Annotated in this window: 12 protein-coding genes; 11 read left to right on the forward strand and 1 reads right to left on the reverse strand. The window is 61.4% G+C overall.

The features are described 5' to 3' along the window. The first annotated feature begins 1 nt into the window (after position 1). The 11 genes from GOB81_RS10190 (at position 2) to GOB81_RS10240 (ending at position 14,896) form a co-directional block, all read left to right on the forward strand. Entirely contained in the window at positions 2-1,015 is a 1,014-nt protein-coding gene (locus tag GOB81_RS10190; protein ID WP_173570299.1) for a GlxA family transcriptional regulator, read from the forward strand. Then, complete coding sequence (locus GOB81_RS10195; RefSeq protein ID WP_173570300.1) at positions 1,012-3,063, forward strand: NADH:flavin oxidoreductase; 2,052 nt, start codon at positions 1,012-1,014, stop codon at positions 3,061-3,063. The genes GOB81_RS10190 and GOB81_RS10195 overlap by 4 nt, the downstream gene beginning before the upstream one ends. Before the next feature lie 2 nt (positions 3,064-3,065). Continuing rightward, positions 3,066-4,961 (forward strand): DUF3483 domain-containing protein, encoded by a 1,896-nt coding sequence (locus GOB81_RS10200; protein WP_173570301.1) that lies wholly within the window; start codon positions 3,066-3,068, stop codon positions 4,959-4,961. Then, positions 4,958-6,178, forward strand: a complete 1,221-nt coding sequence (locus GOB81_RS10205; protein WP_173570302.1) for an electron transfer flavoprotein subunit alpha/FixB family protein — start codon at positions 4,958-4,960, stop codon at positions 6,176-6,178. The genes GOB81_RS10200 and GOB81_RS10205 overlap by 4 nt, the downstream gene beginning before the upstream one ends. After that, positions 6,175-6,951 carry an adenine nucleotide alpha hydrolase family protein gene (locus tag GOB81_RS10210; protein WP_173570303.1) on the forward strand — a complete coding sequence of 259 codons (777 nt, stop codon included), beginning with the start codon at positions 6,175-6,177 and terminating at the stop codon, positions 6,949-6,951. Before GOB81_RS10205 ends, GOB81_RS10210 begins: the two co-directional genes overlap by 4 nt. Before the next feature lie 36 nt (positions 6,952-6,987). Next, positions 6,988-8,100, forward strand: coding sequence for an S-(hydroxymethyl)glutathione dehydrogenase/class III alcohol dehydrogenase (locus GOB81_RS10215; protein ID WP_173570304.1), 1,113 nt, complete (start codon positions 6,988-6,990; stop codon positions 8,098-8,100). 10 nt (positions 8,101-8,110) lie between these two features. Then, entirely contained in the window at positions 8,111-8,959 is an 849-nt protein-coding gene (gene fghA, locus GOB81_RS10220) for an S-formylglutathione hydrolase (RefSeq protein ID WP_173570305.1), read from the forward strand. A gap of 253 nt (positions 8,960-9,212) precedes the next feature. Further along, a complete protein-coding gene (locus GOB81_RS10225; protein WP_173570306.1) occupies positions 9,213-10,625 on the forward strand; it encodes an NAD(P)/FAD-dependent oxidoreductase in 1,413 nt (470 codons plus the stop codon). Beyond that, entirely contained in the window at positions 10,618-11,817 is a 1,200-nt protein-coding gene (locus GOB81_RS10230) for an NAD(P)/FAD-dependent oxidoreductase (protein ID WP_173570307.1), read from the forward strand. Before GOB81_RS10225 ends, GOB81_RS10230 begins: the two co-directional genes overlap by 8 nt. 10 nt (positions 11,818-11,827) lie before the next feature. After that, the gene (locus tag GOB81_RS10235) at positions 11,828-13,261 is read left to right on the forward strand and encodes an FGGY family carbohydrate kinase (protein WP_173570308.1); all 1,434 of its coding nucleotides are present in this window, start codon (positions 11,828-11,830) and stop codon (positions 13,259-13,261) included. A 99-nt stretch (positions 13,262-13,360) separates the two neighbouring features. Next, complete coding sequence (locus tag GOB81_RS10240; RefSeq protein WP_173570309.1) at positions 13,361-14,896, forward strand: amino acid permease; 1,536 nt, start codon at positions 13,361-13,363, stop codon at positions 14,894-14,896. Positions 14,897-15,121: 225 nt separating this feature from the next. On the opposite strand, the gene GOB81_RS10245 is transcribed toward GOB81_RS10240, so the two are convergent. Continuing rightward, positions 15,122-16,606 (reverse strand): prolyl oligopeptidase family serine peptidase, encoded by a 1,485-nt coding sequence (locus GOB81_RS10245; protein ID WP_173570310.1) that lies wholly within the window; start codon positions 16,604-16,606, stop codon positions 15,122-15,124. Positions 16,607-16,756 lie beyond the last annotated feature (150 nt).

A 16,756-nucleotide genomic window follows, 5' to 3' on the forward strand; every position in this document is an offset into this window, starting at 1 on the left:
AATGGCCCTCCAGCCTGACCTTCTCCCGTTTCGTCGCTTCGGCTTCCTGACACTGGCAGGGTATTCGATGATTGCCATGAGCAACGCCATCGAGGCTTTGCGCATGGCGAATCAGCTTGCGGAAGAAGAGACCTATACATGGTCCGTTCTGTCGCTTGACGGTTTTCAGGTTGCATCCAGCAACGGGCTCTCGCTTGGACCGACCATTTCTGCAAAAACCGTCGGCGAACTGGACGTGATCTTCGTTTGCGGGGGAATGGATGTCCGGGCGGCGACCGGTGCACCGCTGCTCACCTGGCTGCGGCAGCAGGCGCGTCGTGGCATCGCTCTTGGCGCATTGTGCACGGGCACGTTCGCTCTGGCAGAAGCGGGCCTTCTCCGTGGTTACCGCTGCGCCATCCATTGGGAAAATCTCTCCTCTATCCGTGAGGAGTTTCCCGAAATCGATATCACGGACGATCTGTTCGTGATCGACCGCAATCGGCTGACCTGCACGGGTGGTCTTGCGCCGCTCGACATGATGCTGCGAATTATCGCGACCCGCTTCGGTGCGGCGCGCGTGCGGGAAATCTCGGCGCAGTTCCTCGTGGAGCGCGACAGATCAGGCGATGAACGGCAGCCGGTGCCCGTGCCAGCCGGTGCTCCCGAAGCCATGACCCGTGCTCTGCGCCTGATCGAGCGCGAAAGCGACCGTCCTCTCCGCATTGAGGAGATTGCGGACGCCGCGCATCTTTCCGTCCGCCAGCTGGAACGGATTTTCCGCCGTCACGCCGGGGTGACGCCCGCCGCCTATCTCGTCGGCGTCCGGCTGGACCGCGCCCGCCGCCTGCTGCGACAGACCACCATGTCGGTTACCGATATCGGTGCCGCCTGCGGTTTCGTTTCCAGTTCGCATTTCAGTTCCGCCTATCGCAGCCGCTTTGGCCGGCCGCCACGTGAGGAGCGACGTCGCACAGCGACGGTTGTTCCACCTTCGTTTTCCTCGCAGACCCGAACCATGGACACACCTGCATGACCGCGAACGTCGAAGCCCTGTTCAAGCCTTTACGGATCCGCAATCTGGTCATCCGCAACCGGGTCATGAGCACGAGCCATGCGCCCGGCTATGGCAAGGACGGAAAACCGCAGGAACGTTACCAGCTTTATCACGCGGAGAAGGCGAAGGGTGGTATCGGCCTGACCATGTTCGGCGGCTCGTCATCGGTCGCTCACGACAGCCCGGCCACACCGTGGAATCAGGTTTCTGTCGTTGATGACAGTGTGATTCCCTATTTCCAGCAGTTCGCCGACCGTGTGCACGAACACGGCGCGAAGCTGATGATCCAGATCACCCATATGGGACGGCGCACACGCTGGGATACGGATGCCTGGCTGCCGGTCATCGGTCCGTCACCACGTCGTGAGCCCGCCTCCCGCTCCATGCCGAAGGAAATGGAGATCGAGGACATCCGCCGTGTCGTCAGGGCTTTTGCGGATGCCGCCCGTCGCTGCAAGGAAGGCGGTCTTGATGGGCTGGAAATCTCCGGCGCGCACGGCCATCTCCTCGATCAGTTCTGGAGCCCATCTGCCAACGACCGTGTCGATCAGTATGGCGGATCGCTTGAAAACCGGATGCGATTCGGGATCGAAGTGCTGACGGCTATTCGTGAGGCTGTGGGCGAGGATTTTGTCGTCGGTATGCGGATGTCGGGTGACGAGATTCTAAAAAACGGTCTTTCCCAGCAGGACTGCCTGACGATCGCCAGCGATTATGCGACGCGTGGGCTGGTGGATTTCGTGAATGTGATCGGTGGTCAGGCGCGTGACGAGATGTCACATGCCGTCAGTCTACCCAACATGTCTTTCCCGGTTGCACCGTTCCTGCATCTCGCCAGCGCCATTCGTCGGGAAGCCGATGTGCCGGTATTCCACGCCCAGCGCATCATGGATGTGGCCACCGCCGCCCGTGCCGTCGCGGAAGGGCATGTGGATATGGTCGCCATGACCCGCGCTCACATCGCCGACCCGCATATCGTCAACAAGCTGGCTGCTGGTCGCGCCGACGATATCCGTCAGTGCGTGGGGGCGGGCTATTGCATCGACCGGATCTATGTCGGCGGCGACGCGCTCTGTCTGCAAAACGCCGCGACGGGTCGTGAAGCGACCATGCCGCATGACGTGCGGCCCACGACGGGCGCGAAGCACAGGGTTGCCATCATTGGCGGCGGCGTGGCCGGACTGGAGGCCGCCCGCGTCTGCGCCCTGCGTGGTCACAGCGTCGTGCTGTTCGAACGCGCGAATGAAACCGGCGGTCAGGTCAATCTGGCCGCAAAGGCGACATGGCGCGAGGCGCTGACCGGGATTGTCCGCTGGCTGGACGCGCAGGTGCGCAAGCTGGGTGTCGATGTCCGCATCGGCACCGACGCGACCACCGAAATGGTTCGTCTGGAAAAGCCGGATATCGTCATTGTCGCTACGGGTGGCAGCGCCTGGCGCGGGGATCTCGAAGGGAGCGATCTGGTTCACACGACAGCGGATGTTCTGTCTGGTGCTGTCAATCCTTCGGGTAGCGTGCTCCTGTTTGACGAAATGGGACAGCACAATGCAGCCTCGGTTGCGGAAGTCATGGCCACACGCGGCTGTCTTGTGGAGATGGCGACGCATGATCGCCTGATCGCGCAGGAAGTCGGCACGACCAACCAGCCAATTCATCTGCGGGAGATGTACAAGCTCGGTGTGATGATGTCGCCCAACATGGAACTGCGTGAAGTGTCACGCGAGGGCAACCGCCTTGTCGCAGTGCTGTGCAACACCATGACGGGAGAAGAGGAAGAACGCCTTGTGGACCATGTCATCGTCGAGTGCGGAACCCTGCCGCGTGACCCGCTCTACATGGAACTGAAGGAAGGTTCGGTTAATCACGGTCAGATTGACATTCCGACGCTTCTGGAAGGCAAGACGCAACCGGGCGTGAAAGAGTTAAAGAGCGGCGATTACGCCCTGTTCCGCATCGGGGATGCCGTGGCCGGTCGCAACATCCATGCGGCGCTCTACGACGCGCTTCGTCTCTGCAAGGATTTCTGACCGTGCTTGGGAGGACAGGTCTCCTCGCCGCCGGGCTGGTCTGGGGCGCGGCAGGGGCGCTCGCAGTATCCGCCGTGCCAGCCGTCCGACGGTGGCGCAAGGGCAGACGAAACCCGAAGGACATGATCCGCGGGCTCGCCACCGTGCCACGGCGCTATATGGTGGACGTGCATCATGCGGTGCAGCGTCGGAAAGGCGCTGCACCCATGCATGCGCTTGTTGCGGGCGGCACGCTGGCCGGATCGGTGGTGCTGGCGGCTGGGGTGGTTCCGGCCCTGCGCGCGAGCCGTCTCTACTGGAGCGGTGCGGGGATGTTCTTCCTCGCGGCCCTCGGCGGAACATATCTGGTCTGGAAACGGCGCAACCCGAAGAAGCCCTCCTACCTCTCCGGCGGTAAGTTCCTCTGGCTGCCCAATGCCATGCTGGCATGGAACCTCGGTGGCGCGCTCGTGGCACTGGTACATGTCACGTTGCCTGAACAGAACAGCATCGCTCTCGTTCCGCTGGTCTTGATGGCCGCCGGTGGCGCGGGACTGGTCGTGCAGGTCGCGCGTGGCCCGATGCGGCATGCGTTCTCGGGTGTGACATGGCTGGCGGCCCATTCCCGGCCGGAGCGTTTCGGCGGTGGTCGCAGCACCGATCTGCGCCCGCTGGATCTTGCCGCACCCACGCTGGGCACACTCATCCCCGGTGATTTCGCGTGGAATATTCTGGCTTCTTTCGATGCGTGCATTGAATGTGGACGGTGCGAACAGCATTGTCCGGCCTTCGCAGCAGGTCAGCGCCTGAATCCAAAAGCCCTCATTCAAGGACTGGCGCTTTCCGCACGCGGAGAAAATGCCAGCGCCTATACCGGCTCGCCCGCGCCCAATGCACCGCCGACCGCAGGGCAGGGGAGCATGACCAGCGCGATCATCGGCGTGGATGCGATGATCCATCCCGATACGCTGTGGGCTTGCACCACCTGCCGATCCTGCGTCGAGCAGTGCCCGATGATGATCGAGCATGTGGACGCCATCGTCGATCTGCGGCGCGGGCAGACGCTCATGCTGGGCGAGGTTCGTCCCGGTGCTGCGGATGCACTGCGCCGTTTGCGCGATACGGGGGAGTCCGGGGGCCGTCCATTGTCCGCCCGCGCCGATGGTCTGGCCAGTGAGAATGTCCCGGTTCTCACGCAGGATGGCGAGACGGACGTGCTGCTGTGGCTCGGTGATGGCGCGTATGAACTGCGCTATGCCCGCACGCTTCGTGCCCTCGTGAAGCTGCTGCGTCTTGCGAGCGTGAATTTCGCCATTCTGGGCGAGGCCGAACTGGATTGTGGCGATCTGGCGCGTCGTCTCGGCGATGAGGCGACGTTTCAGGATCTGGCCACGGAGGTTATCGGCACGCTGAATAGCCGTCGTTTCCACCGGATCGTCACCGCCGATCCGCACGCGCTGAACGTGCTGAAAAACGAATATCCGGTGCTTGGTGGAAAATGGGAGGTGCTGCACCACACCACGCTGCTCGACGAACTGGTCAGTAGCGGTCGCCTGAAACTCGATGCCCGCGATCTGCCTGCCGTCGCCTATCACGACCCCTGTTATCTCGGTCGGTACAACGGCGAGTTCGATGCCCCACGCCGTCTGCTCGCTGCGGCCTGCAAGACAACGGTCGAGATGGAGTGGCATGGCAGGCAGTCCATGTGCTGTGGTGGCGGCGGCGGCAATCCCGTCAGCGATGTCGATGCCGAACTGCGCATTCCCGACATCCGTATGGGGCAGGCGTCCGAGGTCGGTGCGGCGATTGTCGCGGTCGGTTGTCCGGGATGCACGGCGATGCTGGAAGGCGTGCCGGAGCCGCGTCCTGAAGTGAAGGACATCGCCGAACTCGTGCTCGAAGCTGTGGTGCCCGCATGAACGCCATCCGTCTCCGCCGCGACCCGCGTGCCGAACGGGCTGCCCGCCTTGTGCCGGGAAACGGGCGGCTGCGTTACGACATGAGCGCGACGCCGTATGAACGGATGACGTCGCCCTCCGGTCGTTTGCGTCGTGATCCGCGAGCCGAGCGGCAGCGGTTGCTGACGACGGGCCGTGACGGACGTGCGCGTCTCGTTCGATCCGGTCTTGTCGGGCAGATGACGGGAATCAGCACAGCCAGCGCCCGGACGGTGAAGAAAATCCGTGTTGAAAAGCCGGAATTTTTCATTGTTGTCGTGCCTGATCTGCCGGATGGTCGCCTCGACCGGGCCGACCGTCAGCTACTTGGTGCGGCCCGCAAGCTGGCTGATGGGGGGGAGGGGGCCATTGTGGTTGTTGGTGCGGCTGTTGATGCACCCTCGCTCGGGCAGGCCGGGGCGGATCGTATCCTGCCGCTTGCCGACGGCTCAGATCCTGATGCGCGGGTGGCAGAACTGGTCGCCGTGATGGAAGCTTTGTCCCCCCGGCATGTTCTCATCCCGGAAAGCGAGGAGGGTGCCGATCTTGCCCGTCGCCTCGCGGCTCGGACGAGGCTTGGGCTCTTGCCGGGCATTGAGGTTCTGGGGCCGAAACAGGCCATTCGCCCTTGCGGTGCAGGGCGGCAGGAATGGGCGGGCGGCCTCGCACCCCTGATGACGCTCGCGCCCGATCGTGTGCCTGCATGGCAAGGCGAGGAGCACGAAATCCTGCCGCTGGAGAAAACGCCCGTCCCATCAGGGCCGGTTCAGGCTCGCATGAGGGTGGGTGCAATCCGTTCGCCTGATCCGGCCACCATGAATCTCGGCGATGCACCGTTCGTCGTCGCTGCCGGGCGTGGTGTGACGGATTTCGAGAGTTTTCGCGCTACGGTGAAGGCCCTGCACGCCACGCCGGGCGCAAGCCGGGTGGTTTGTGACAACGGTGACATGCCGCGCGCCACGCAGGTCGGTGCCTCCGGCACGATCCTCGACGCGCTGTGTTACGTCGCGATGGGCATTGCCGGTGCCCCCCAGCATCTTCAGGGGCTCGGACGTGTGGAGCATGTCGTGGCGGTCAACACCGATCTTCACGCCGCCATGGTCTCCCGCGCCGGTCTCGCCATTATTGCCGATGCACAGGCTGTCATGCCCGTTCTGTGCGAAATTCTTGCTGCCGAATATGGGGAGAAGCGGCCATGAAAGCGGTCATTCTTCTTTCCCTTGGCATTGATCCGGTCTCCGGGCGTCCGGCTCCCGTACCGGGTGAAATCCGGGCCATCGGTCTGGCTCGCGCACTCGGTGCGACGCAGATGATCGGCCTGCACGCCGGTTCCGCCCGTTCGGTTCTCGCGGAGTATGGCGGCTATGGTCTCACGCAGATCGTGTGCCTGAAAGGTGGCGAAACCGATCCTGTGCAGGCACTGGCAGACGCCGTGAAGGGCAATTCTTTGTTCGCCGATGGTGCGCCGGATCTCGTGCTGGCGGCCTCCCGCGGGCGCGGTGGAAGCGATATGGGGCTGCTGCCGTATCAGCTCGCACAGGCGCTCGGCTGGCCTATCGCCACGGACATCGTCGCTCCACTGGAAGAGCCCACCGCCGTAGGAGAACTGCTGCTGGCGCAATCCCGTGCGAGAGGCGCGGTCAAACCCGTTTCCGTGATGCTCCCCTGCGTCATCACTGTGCCTGACACAGCCCGGTGTGTTCCTGCTTTTGTGTTTGCCCTTCAGCGGACAACACAGATGGACGAGCAGACTGTTACGGTTCACTCTGCCCCGACTGATGAAGGGGTAGGGGATAACGGTATGCTGCGTCCCTATCGCAGGCGTCCGAAACTGATTTCGGGCGCGTCGAAGGACAGCGGAGGCGGCCAGCTTATGGTCGATCCCGAGCCGCATGAAGCCGCGCGTGCGATCGTCACGCATCTTCGTGCACTGGGTGTTCTGCCCGATCCCGATCAGGCTCCCGAAGCCTGATTATCGAAGTTACAGACAAGGAAAGAGAACAGCGCAATGGACGTAAGAGCCGCGGTAGCGTTTGAAGCAGGCAAGCCACTGGAGATCGAGACGGTCCAGCTCGAAGGCCCGCGCGAGGGTGAAGTGCTGGTCGAGATCAAGGCGACCGGTCTGTGCCACACGGACAAGTTCACCCTTTCCGGCGCCGACCCGGAAGGTCTGTTCCCCGCCATCCTCGGGCATGAAGGCGCTGGTATCGTCCGTGAGGTCGGTGCGGGCGTGAAGCACCTGAAGCCGGGCGATCATGTGATTCCGCTCTACACGCCGGAATGTCGCGAGTGCAAATCCTGCCTGTCGCAGAAGACCAATCTCTGCACGTCCATCCGTGCGACGCAGGGCAAGGGCCTGATGCCGGACGGTACCTCGCGCTTCTCCTTCAAGGGTCAGCCCATCCATCATTACATGGGCTGCTCGACCTTTGCGAACTTCACCGTCATGCCGGAAATCGCGCTGGCGAAGGTTCGTGAGGACGCGCCGTTCGACAAGATCTGCTACATCGGCTGCGGCGTAACGACCGGTATCGGCGCAGTCATCTTCACGGCCAAGGTTGAGCCGAATTCTACGGTGGCCGTGTTCGGTCTTGGTGGTATTGGCCTGAACGTGATTCAGGGCGCGAAGTTGGTGGGTGCCGATAAGATCATCGGCGTGGACATCAATCCGGCTCGTGAGGAAATGGCCCGCAAGTTTGGGATGACGCACTTCGTCAATCCGAAGGATCTGCCGGATGGCGACGTTGTCGGCCGGATCATCGAACTGACGGGCGGCGGCGCGGATTACACCTTTGAGTGCGTCGGCAACACCACCCTGATGCGTCAGGCACTTGAGTGCGCTCATCGTGGCTGGGGTGTCTCCACGGTGATCGGCGTGGCCGGTGCCGGTCAGGAGATCAGCACCCGCCCGTTCCAGCTTGTTACGGGTCGTCGCTGGATCGGTTCGGCCTTCGGCGGTGCGCGCGGTCGGACTGACGTGCCGAAAATTGTTGACTGGTACATGGAAAACCGCATCAATATCGATGACCTCATCACGCACAAGCTGCCGCTTGAGAAGATCAACGAAGGCTTCGATATGATGACGCGCGGCGAGAGCATCCGCACCGTCGTCGAATTCTGAGGAGCAGGCCATGACCCTGACAACAGCATCGAAACATTTCTGCTGCGGGGGCGAACTCGGCTTCTACACGGTCCAGTCGGAGGCCCTTGGGCTTCCGACAACCTTCGGGGTTTTTATTCCCGAAGGTGCGAGCAAGGAAAAGCCGGTTCCCGTACTGTATCTGTTGGCGGGGCTGACCTGCACGCAGGATACATTCCTGATCAAGTCGAACATTGTCCGGTTTGCCGCGAAGCACGGCATCGCTCTGGTCGCATGCGATACATCCCCACGTGGTGCAAAGGTGCCGGGCGAGGCTGACAGTTGGGATCTGGGGGTGGGGGCCGGATTCTACCTCGATGCCACGCAGTCACCTTGGCGGGCGCATTACCGCATGGGCACGTTCATCGGCGAGGAACTGCCGAAACTGGTTGCGGAGCAGTTCCCGGTCGATGCCTCGAAACAGGGAATCTGCGGTCATTCGATGGGGGGGCATGGCGCACTGGTTCATGCGCTTCGCTCGCCGGAGAAGTGGAAATCAGTCTCGGCGTTTGCGCCGATCGTCCATCCGACCGCCGTGCCGTGGGGCGAGAAAGCGTTCACGGCCTATCTCGGCCCGGACAAGGCCACGTGGGCACAGCATGATGCAACGTTGCTCATCAAGGCCGGTCACACGCATCCGACCACCATTCTTGTGGATCAGGGGGACGGGGATCAGTTCCTTGAGCGGGAATTGCAGCCCTGGCATCTGGAAGAGGCCGCGAAGGCCGCAGGCCAGAAGCTGACGCTGCGTCGTCATGCCGGATACGATCATTCCTACTGGTTCATCCAGAGCTTCATCGAAGATCACATGGACCATCATACGAAGATCCTGAAAGGATAATCACTTTCTGATTTCCGGAAATATTCTGTGACAAAAATCCCCTGCCTTAAACAGGGGATTTTTATTTTGCAGTTTTATACTCCGGACGCTGGCTTTCTGCCGGAAGGCTTCATGCCCTTTCTGGGTGGGACGTCATCCTCGCAGATGCTTGATGTTATGCCGGTCTCGAAACATGATCGCCGGATGACAGCGTTCTGCTATGGGGAGCGCAAAGGTGGCAGGGAGCGCCTCGGGTGATTTTCGGGATGTGTGCATGACGGTGAAAACGGCTGAAGACCGGCTCCATGATGTGGCGATTATTGGTGGCGGCGTCGTGGGCTGCGCCATGTTTCGCGCCTGTGTGCTGGCAGGAGCGCGTACCGTTCTTCTGGAAAAGGGAGGCGACCTGCTCGAAGGGGCCAGCAAGGCCAACAGCGCCATTTTGCACACCGGTTTCGACGCCACGCCCGACACGCTGGAAGTGACGTGCATGCAGCGGGGCTATGCGCTGTATCGGGATATCTGCGAAAACATGAACCTGTCCGTCATGAAGACTGGCGCGATGGTGGCAGCCTGGTCGGCGGATGACATCGCCTGTTTTCCGGCTATCATGGATAAGGCTGCCCGGAACGGCGTGCCGGTAAAGCAGCTTGATGCACAGCAGGCACGCCTGCGGGAGCCCGCCCTTTCGAAGGATGTGCGGGGTGCCGTGCTCGTTGAGGAAGAGCATCTGATCGATCCCTGGTCGGCACCGCTGGCCTATGCCCGACAGGCGGTCGAAAACGGTGGCACCCACCTATGCCGCGCGCGTGTCGAAAGCGGTGTGCGGGAAGGGAATGTCTGGCGGCTGGATGTCGCGGGGAAACCGGCGGTCCGGGCGCGCGTGGTCATCAACTGCGCCGGAAACCACGGCGATCTCGTCGAAGCCATCGCCCGCCCGTCACCTTTCACGATCACGCCGCGAAAAGGGCAGTTCGTGGTTTTCGACAAGACGGCCAGCGATCTTTTCAGAACGATCATCCTGCCGGTGCCGACGGCCCTCACCAAAGGTGTGGTGGTGACGCGCACCGTCTTCGGCAACGTCCTCGTCGGCCCGACGGCGGAACCGCAGACAGAGCGTGAATTTCCCACGGTCGAGCATGATGCTCTGGAAAAGCTGCGGGAAGCTGCGTTTCGTATCATCCCCGCTCTCCGCGACCATGACGTGACGACGGCCTATGCCGGGCTGCGTCCGGCCACCCAGTTCAGCGATTATCAGATCGAGGCGCTCCCCACGGACGGATGGATCACGGTCGGAGGGATCCGTTCCACCGGACTGACCGGTGCCTTGGGCATCGCGGAGCATGTCGTTGGACTGTACCGCGCCCATTTCGCCGATCCGTCACCACTTGCGAATGTCGTCGTCCCCTCCATGCCTAATCTGGTCGAGGAACGGCCTCGTCCGTGGATGCAGCCCGAACGGGGACCGATCGTCTGCCACTGCGAGCGTGTCACCGAACATGAAATCGAAGCGGCTCTGACCGACCGCGTGCTCCCGGCCGGAACGCTGGGCGGTCTTCGTCGCCGCACGCGCTGCATGATGGGGCGGTGTCAGGGATTTTATTGCACGCGACGCGTTATGGAACTGGCTCAATCCCATCTGCCCGGCCTTGTGAGTCCGACTGGGAAGGGCCGCAGCGATGTATGAAGCCCTTATCGTCGGAGCCGGGCCAGCGGGCCTGAACGCGGCGCGTGTATTGCGGAAAAACGGTGTGAAAAACATCGCCGTTCTGGAACGCACAGGCGATGCGGGCGGCTTGCCGCGTTATTGCGGCCATACCGGGTTTGGAATGATGGATTTCCGGCGCGTATGGCGCGGCCCGCGCTATGCTCGCGCACTGGTGGAGTCCGTGGGGGAGACCCCCATCCTGACCGATACGATCGTGACCGGCATTGAACCCGGTGGCATCGTGCATGTGGCCACGGAGCGCGGTCTGGAAAGCTGGCAGGCGCGCACGGTTCTGCTGGCCACGGGAACGCGGGAGACGCCACGAGGGCCCCGTCTTGTGTCCGGCACACGTCCGTGGGGCGTGACCACCACGGGCGCGTTTCAGGAAATGGTGATGAAGGGACTGACTCCTTTCCGTCGTCCCGTGATCATCGGCAGCGAACTGGTTTCCTTTTCCGCCCTGATGACGGCGCGGCATGGCGGCGTTCAGCCCGTCGCGATGATCGAGGAAAATGCCCGCATCACGGCACAGCGTCCGGCGGATGTGCTGGCCCGGATGATCTACGGCACGCCGGTGCTTCTCGACACGCGGCTCGTTGCAATCCGTGGCGGCGAAAAAGTCGAGGGCGTGGAAATTGAGCAGAATGGCACCCGTCGCGTGCTGGACTGTGACGGCGTGGTGTTCACAGGCCATTTCGTGCCTGACGCCATTCTCGCGCGTCTGTCCGGCATTCCGCTGGATGCGGGAACGCACGGCCCGATGATCGATTCCACCTTTCGCACGCTCGATCCGAACGTGTTCGCGGCGGGCAACGTTCTGCGAGCCGTGGAACATTCCGGCATGGCGGCCCGGGAAGGACAATCTGCCGCGGACATGATGCTGCGCGCGCTTGCGGGTCGGTTACCGGATGCCGGACGCGCCATTCCCGTCACATGCGGCGAAGGGGTGAACAGCGTCTGGCCGCAGCGTGTCTATGCGGCGGAACATGGACGCGTGGTGCTGCATGTCAGCGTGGAGTGTGCAGGGCAGGATATGCTTCGCCTGTCCTGTGATGACGGCCGCATAGTGGCGGAGCGGCGGGTGAGAAGCCTTTTCCGGCATCGTCTGGAACTACCTGTGGCGGCCTCATTGTTCGCGGGTGTGGCCACATTGCGCCTCGATCTGGTCTGAGGAGGGCAGCGTGAAGAGTTGCCTCGTCATCGATCAGGGAACAACCGGCACAAAAGCCTATCGCGTATGGTCGGACGGGCGGATGGAATTTGTCGCACGGCGCACCCATCGGCAGAGCCTGCCCGAACCGGGGCGGGTCGAACATGATGCGGAGGAAATTCTCACGCATCTGCAGGAAATCATTGAAGTGGCGGGGCCGGTGGAGGCTCTGGCGCTGGCCAATCAGGGTGAGACAGTTGTTGCATGGGATGCACGGACAGGAGCGCCTGTCGGTCCTGCAATCGTGTGGCAGGATACGCGCACAAGCGATGTCGTGGCCCGGATGAAAGAGGACGGGCTGGAGCCGGAGGTGATGGCGCGCTCCGGTCTGCCGCTCGACTGTTACTTCTCCGCCTCCCGTCTGCGCTGGTATCTCGATCATGTGCCGCAGGCGAAGGCGTTGCAGGAACAGGGCTGGCTGCGTCTGGGCACAAGCGATGCGTTTTTTCTCGACCGTTTATGCGCGGCGTTCGTCACGGATGTGACCACAGCCTCGCGCACCTCCCTGATGAACATTCGCACCTTGCAATGGGATGAAACCGTTTGCCGCCTGTTCGGCGTGCCAATGGAGTGCCTGCCTGCCATTCGTCCGACGGTGGGGACGTTCGGTTGTCTCCGCGCGTCGGGTGTGCCGGTGGTGGTCAGCGTTGTTGACCAGCAGGCGGCGCTTTACGGCCATGGTTTGCAAAAAACGGGTGACGTGAAGATCACGTTTGGGACAGGTGCCTTCGCTCTGGCGCTGACGGGTCCGGAATTGCGTGTGGATGCCGGAGAGGGACTTCTGCCCACGGTGGCATGGCAGTTCGAAGGTCAGCCTCCGGTGTATGCTCTCGATGGCGGTATCCTCACCGCAGGCGCGGCGGTCAACTGGATCGAAAGCCTGGGGGCAGCATTTTCCTGCACGGATTCTGAAGCGCTGAAGGATGCTTCAGCAGCGGCGAAAGGCATATTTTTCCTGCCGGCGTTGCAGGGACTGGGGTGTCCCTGGTGGCAGAGGGAAACGCGCGGGATGTGGGCAGGGCTTGGGCTGGATGCAGGCCCACAGGATATGGCGCGGGCTGTTCTGGAGGGCATTGCCTTCCGCGCTGTCCAGCTTGTCCAGACTTTCGAAAAAACGACAGGCCATGTAGCCGCGCGCGTGTCCGTTGATGGCGGACTGGTGACGAATACATGGTTCACGCAATTTCTGGCTGACTGCCTGTGTTCGCCTGTTCATGTGCCCGGGCAGGTGGACGTGACTGCGGCGGGTCTTGGCCGGTTCTGGTTGGAAAGCGAAGGGGAGGGTCGTCCTGTTGACGGTCTGTGGACGGTCGTCTCCCCCCATCCCGGTGCCGTGGACCCCTGCTGGCAGGAGCGGTTTGATATGCTGACCCGGCTTGCTGCGGACTGGGGAAGCAAAAGCTGATTGCATCATTCCATTTCCGACATGATAATGGCCTATTGCGGAGTATTCCCCCAAGTAAGGGACGGGTCCGTCGGAACATGCAGCATTAAGGGATCAGGGATGGAGAAGAACCAGCATAATGACGAGGATGCCGGTGTCCTCGCCTCCATGGGTTACACCCAGGAACTTTCGAGGAGTATGAAAGGCTTCTCGAACTTCGCCATTTCCTTCTCTATCATCTGCATCCTGGCCGGAGGCATCACCTCCTTCCAGCTCGGTTTCTCGTCACTCGGCGGATTCGGTGTCGCGATCGGCTGGATTGTAGGCACGATCTTCGCGACCATCGTCGCCTGTTCCATGGGACAGATCGCGTCGGCCTATCCGACGGCGGGTGGCCTGTATCACTGGTCGTCCATCCTTGGCGGGCGCGGCTGGGGCTGGGCAACGGCATGGGTGAATCTGCTGGGCCTCGTCTTCGTGCTCGCCTCCGTGAACGTGGGTGCCTACACGCTGTTCGTGCAGCTCATTCTGGGCAAGATTTTCGGGATGGACGTCTCTGGCTGGGGTTATGGCCACCAGTTGATAGGCGTGCTTCTTATTGCCAGTTCACAGGCACTATTCAATCACGTTGGCATCAAAATCACGAAAATCCTCACGGATTTCTCGGGTTATCTGATTCTGTTCGCGGCCCTGCTGCTGACCGTCATGATGCTGTATTGCGCCCCTGGTTTCCACTGGGATCGGCTGCTGACCATCGTGAACAACACCGGTGCACCGGGTGGAAATGTCTTTCCGCGCAGTGAGAATCTGATCTACGCATTCTGTCTCGCGCTTATTCTGCCAGCCTATACCATTACTGGATTTGATGCCTCCGCCCACGTGGCGGAAGAGACGATCGATGCCCGTAACGTCGTGCCGCGCGGTATGATTAACGCGGTGCTGATCTCGGGGCTGTTCGGCTTCATCATGGTCTGCTCTTTCGTGCTCGCGATGCCGGACCCGACAAGTTCCGCCGCTCAGGGCGGGGACGTCTTCTTCAACCTGCTGGCGCAGCTGCCGGTGCCGAGCTGGCTGCGAAGCTTCATGTATGTGATGATTGTGGCAGCCAATTACCTGTGCGCGCTGGCGGGCATGACCTCAACCTCCCGCATGGTGTTCGCCTTTGGTCGTGACGGTGGCCTGCCGGGGTCGAAACTGTGGCGCTATGTCAGCCCGGTCTATCGCACACCGGTTCCCGCGATCTGGCTGGTCGCCATTCTGTCCTGCGCCGTGACGCTTTACTCTTCTGCCTTCGCGGCACTGGCTGCTGGTTGCGCCATCTTCCTCTATGTTTCCTACGCCATGCCGATCGGCGCGGGTATCCTTGCCCAGCGCAAGCGCAACGTGATGACCGGCCCATTCCGGCTGGGCGCACTTTCCACTCCGTTCGCGGTTCTCACGGTTATCGGCTCGATCGGACTGGTCTGGATTGGCATTCAGCCGCCGAACGACATCCTGATCAGCTATGTGGTCGGCATCGTCGTCGTGCTTCTGGGTGGCTGGTTTCTTGTCGAGAAGAGGCGTTTCAAAGGACCGCCACTGGGGGGCACGGTCTCCACTTCGACCGAGAAGATGATGGACGAGGAGATCGTACAGGAAACGGCTGCAGGGGCATGAACGCCCTATAACAGGACGGTTCTGTTTCTTGCATCAGTTTGGCCCGGACGTGTGCTCACGTCCGGGTTTTTTTGTTCATCCCATTTACGAATGGGACAGAATTTGGTCTGGAAAACACATGGTCTGCTACGGTCTTTTTGCCGCCGCAGCAGACCTCATAAAATCTCCCGGGCTTCCAAACGACGCTTTATGGAGTAGTAAGCTTGGACAGTGAATCGTCCACTCTTACGCCTTCACCTGCTGAAACAACCAGTCTCTTGCAGCCTTGATGTAGAAGAACTTCCGTGCGGAACCCATGTGGTCAACACCTTCAAAAGTCAGAAAGGTGATGTTGCCACCCTTGGCGAGGTAACCATCGACCTGACTGTTCAGTTTTTTCTGATCGTCAATGGGGAATATGAGTTCCGGATCGAGACGCTCCGCAGGGCGCACGACTCTGGCCCCTGCATGTTCCCACACCGGCACGCACTTCTCATTCCAGGGCGTGGCTTTATTGTCTTCCGTCCCTGTGATGATCAGGAGTTTCTGGTCCGCGAGCGTGACAACATCAGTCGGCCGCTGCTGGCCAGCGATGATGAGTCCGCCTGCAAAGGTTTGCGGATGCCTTGCCATCAGCCAGAGGGATGTCATGGCTCCCATGGACCAGCCGGTGCAATAGACCCTTTTAGGATCGATCTTCAGAACCTTATCGCGCCGGTCATCCAGATTGGGATTGCCGTAATTCCAGGTGTTGCGGAGAAGTGATTCAACCAGTTTATAGGTATTCTCGACGTCGGACGTGTGTTCCCAGTAATCGTTCATCGTCGTGCGTTCATAGCGTGGCGTGACGATCACGCATTCATGCCTGTCCTGCTCTTCCGGCAGGCTCCAGATGGTGGCGATGCACTGTTCGGTCAGCGTCTGGGCGCAGGTGCCGTCGTAACTTGTTCCGGAGTGGGTGACGGCAAGGAGGAGTGGATAGGCTTTGTGCTCACCACCTTCCTTGAGGAAGGATTTTGGCAGGTAAATGCTATATTCGAGCCAGGTCGAACGCGTATCATCCCACCACCAGTGATTCTGTTCCCAGGCATCGACGCCGCGAATGACGACGCTGTTTCCGCGCTGGCCGACATTGCTCCACACGGTTTTACTGGCAGCATAAACAGCGCCGGCTGTCGTTCTGACGTTCCTGTCCTGCGTCAGCGTGACTTTATCACTGTCAGTTGTCGGAAGACTGAGGTCGGCGTCATGCTGGAATTCAGCGATGACATACATGCCGGGAATGCTCTTTCGGTCGGGCCGCAGCGCAGGCTCGGAATTGGTATAAATAGCCACCGGGGCCCGTGATTTGGCGGCCGCTGTCGTGGTATTCTTATCGGGCTCCTGCGGCATGCCCGCGAAGAAGCCTTTGGCCGCAGGGAAAACGCTTGTGGTGTATGTGTCGAGAGTGAGGCTGGCGGGGTCGATATTGACGTCATACGCCACTGCCACTCCGTAAATCTTCTCGCCTCCGCCGGTGACTTCACAGAGGGCGCAGATGCTCTGGAGACCGGGGCTGTTTCGCTTGTGGTGACCGGGACCATCGCCTCCCGGCATGGAAGAGGAAGCCGCCATGAACCCGTTTCCAGGAGCCGCGGCACGGACCTCCTGGATTCCGAGCCCCACCGCTGAAGCGGCTCCAGCCAGAGCAGCCCCTGCCGTCACGAAGTTTCGTCTCGATACACCAGTCAAGAATTTCTTCTCCAGTTGAGGTGGCTGGGATTTCCCATATCAGGTCTCATTCTATAGCTCACGCTTGGGTATGTCAGAAGACCATGCCCCGCGTTGTGGGTTCCTGTGAGAACGGGCGGCCCATTCCGCTCCGGTGGTCAGCAGAACGGC

The sequence above is a fragment of the Acetobacter conturbans genome, assembly GCF_011516755.1.
Classification (GTDB): domain Bacteria; phylum Pseudomonadota; class Alphaproteobacteria; order Acetobacterales; family Acetobacteraceae; genus Acetobacter; species Acetobacter conturbans.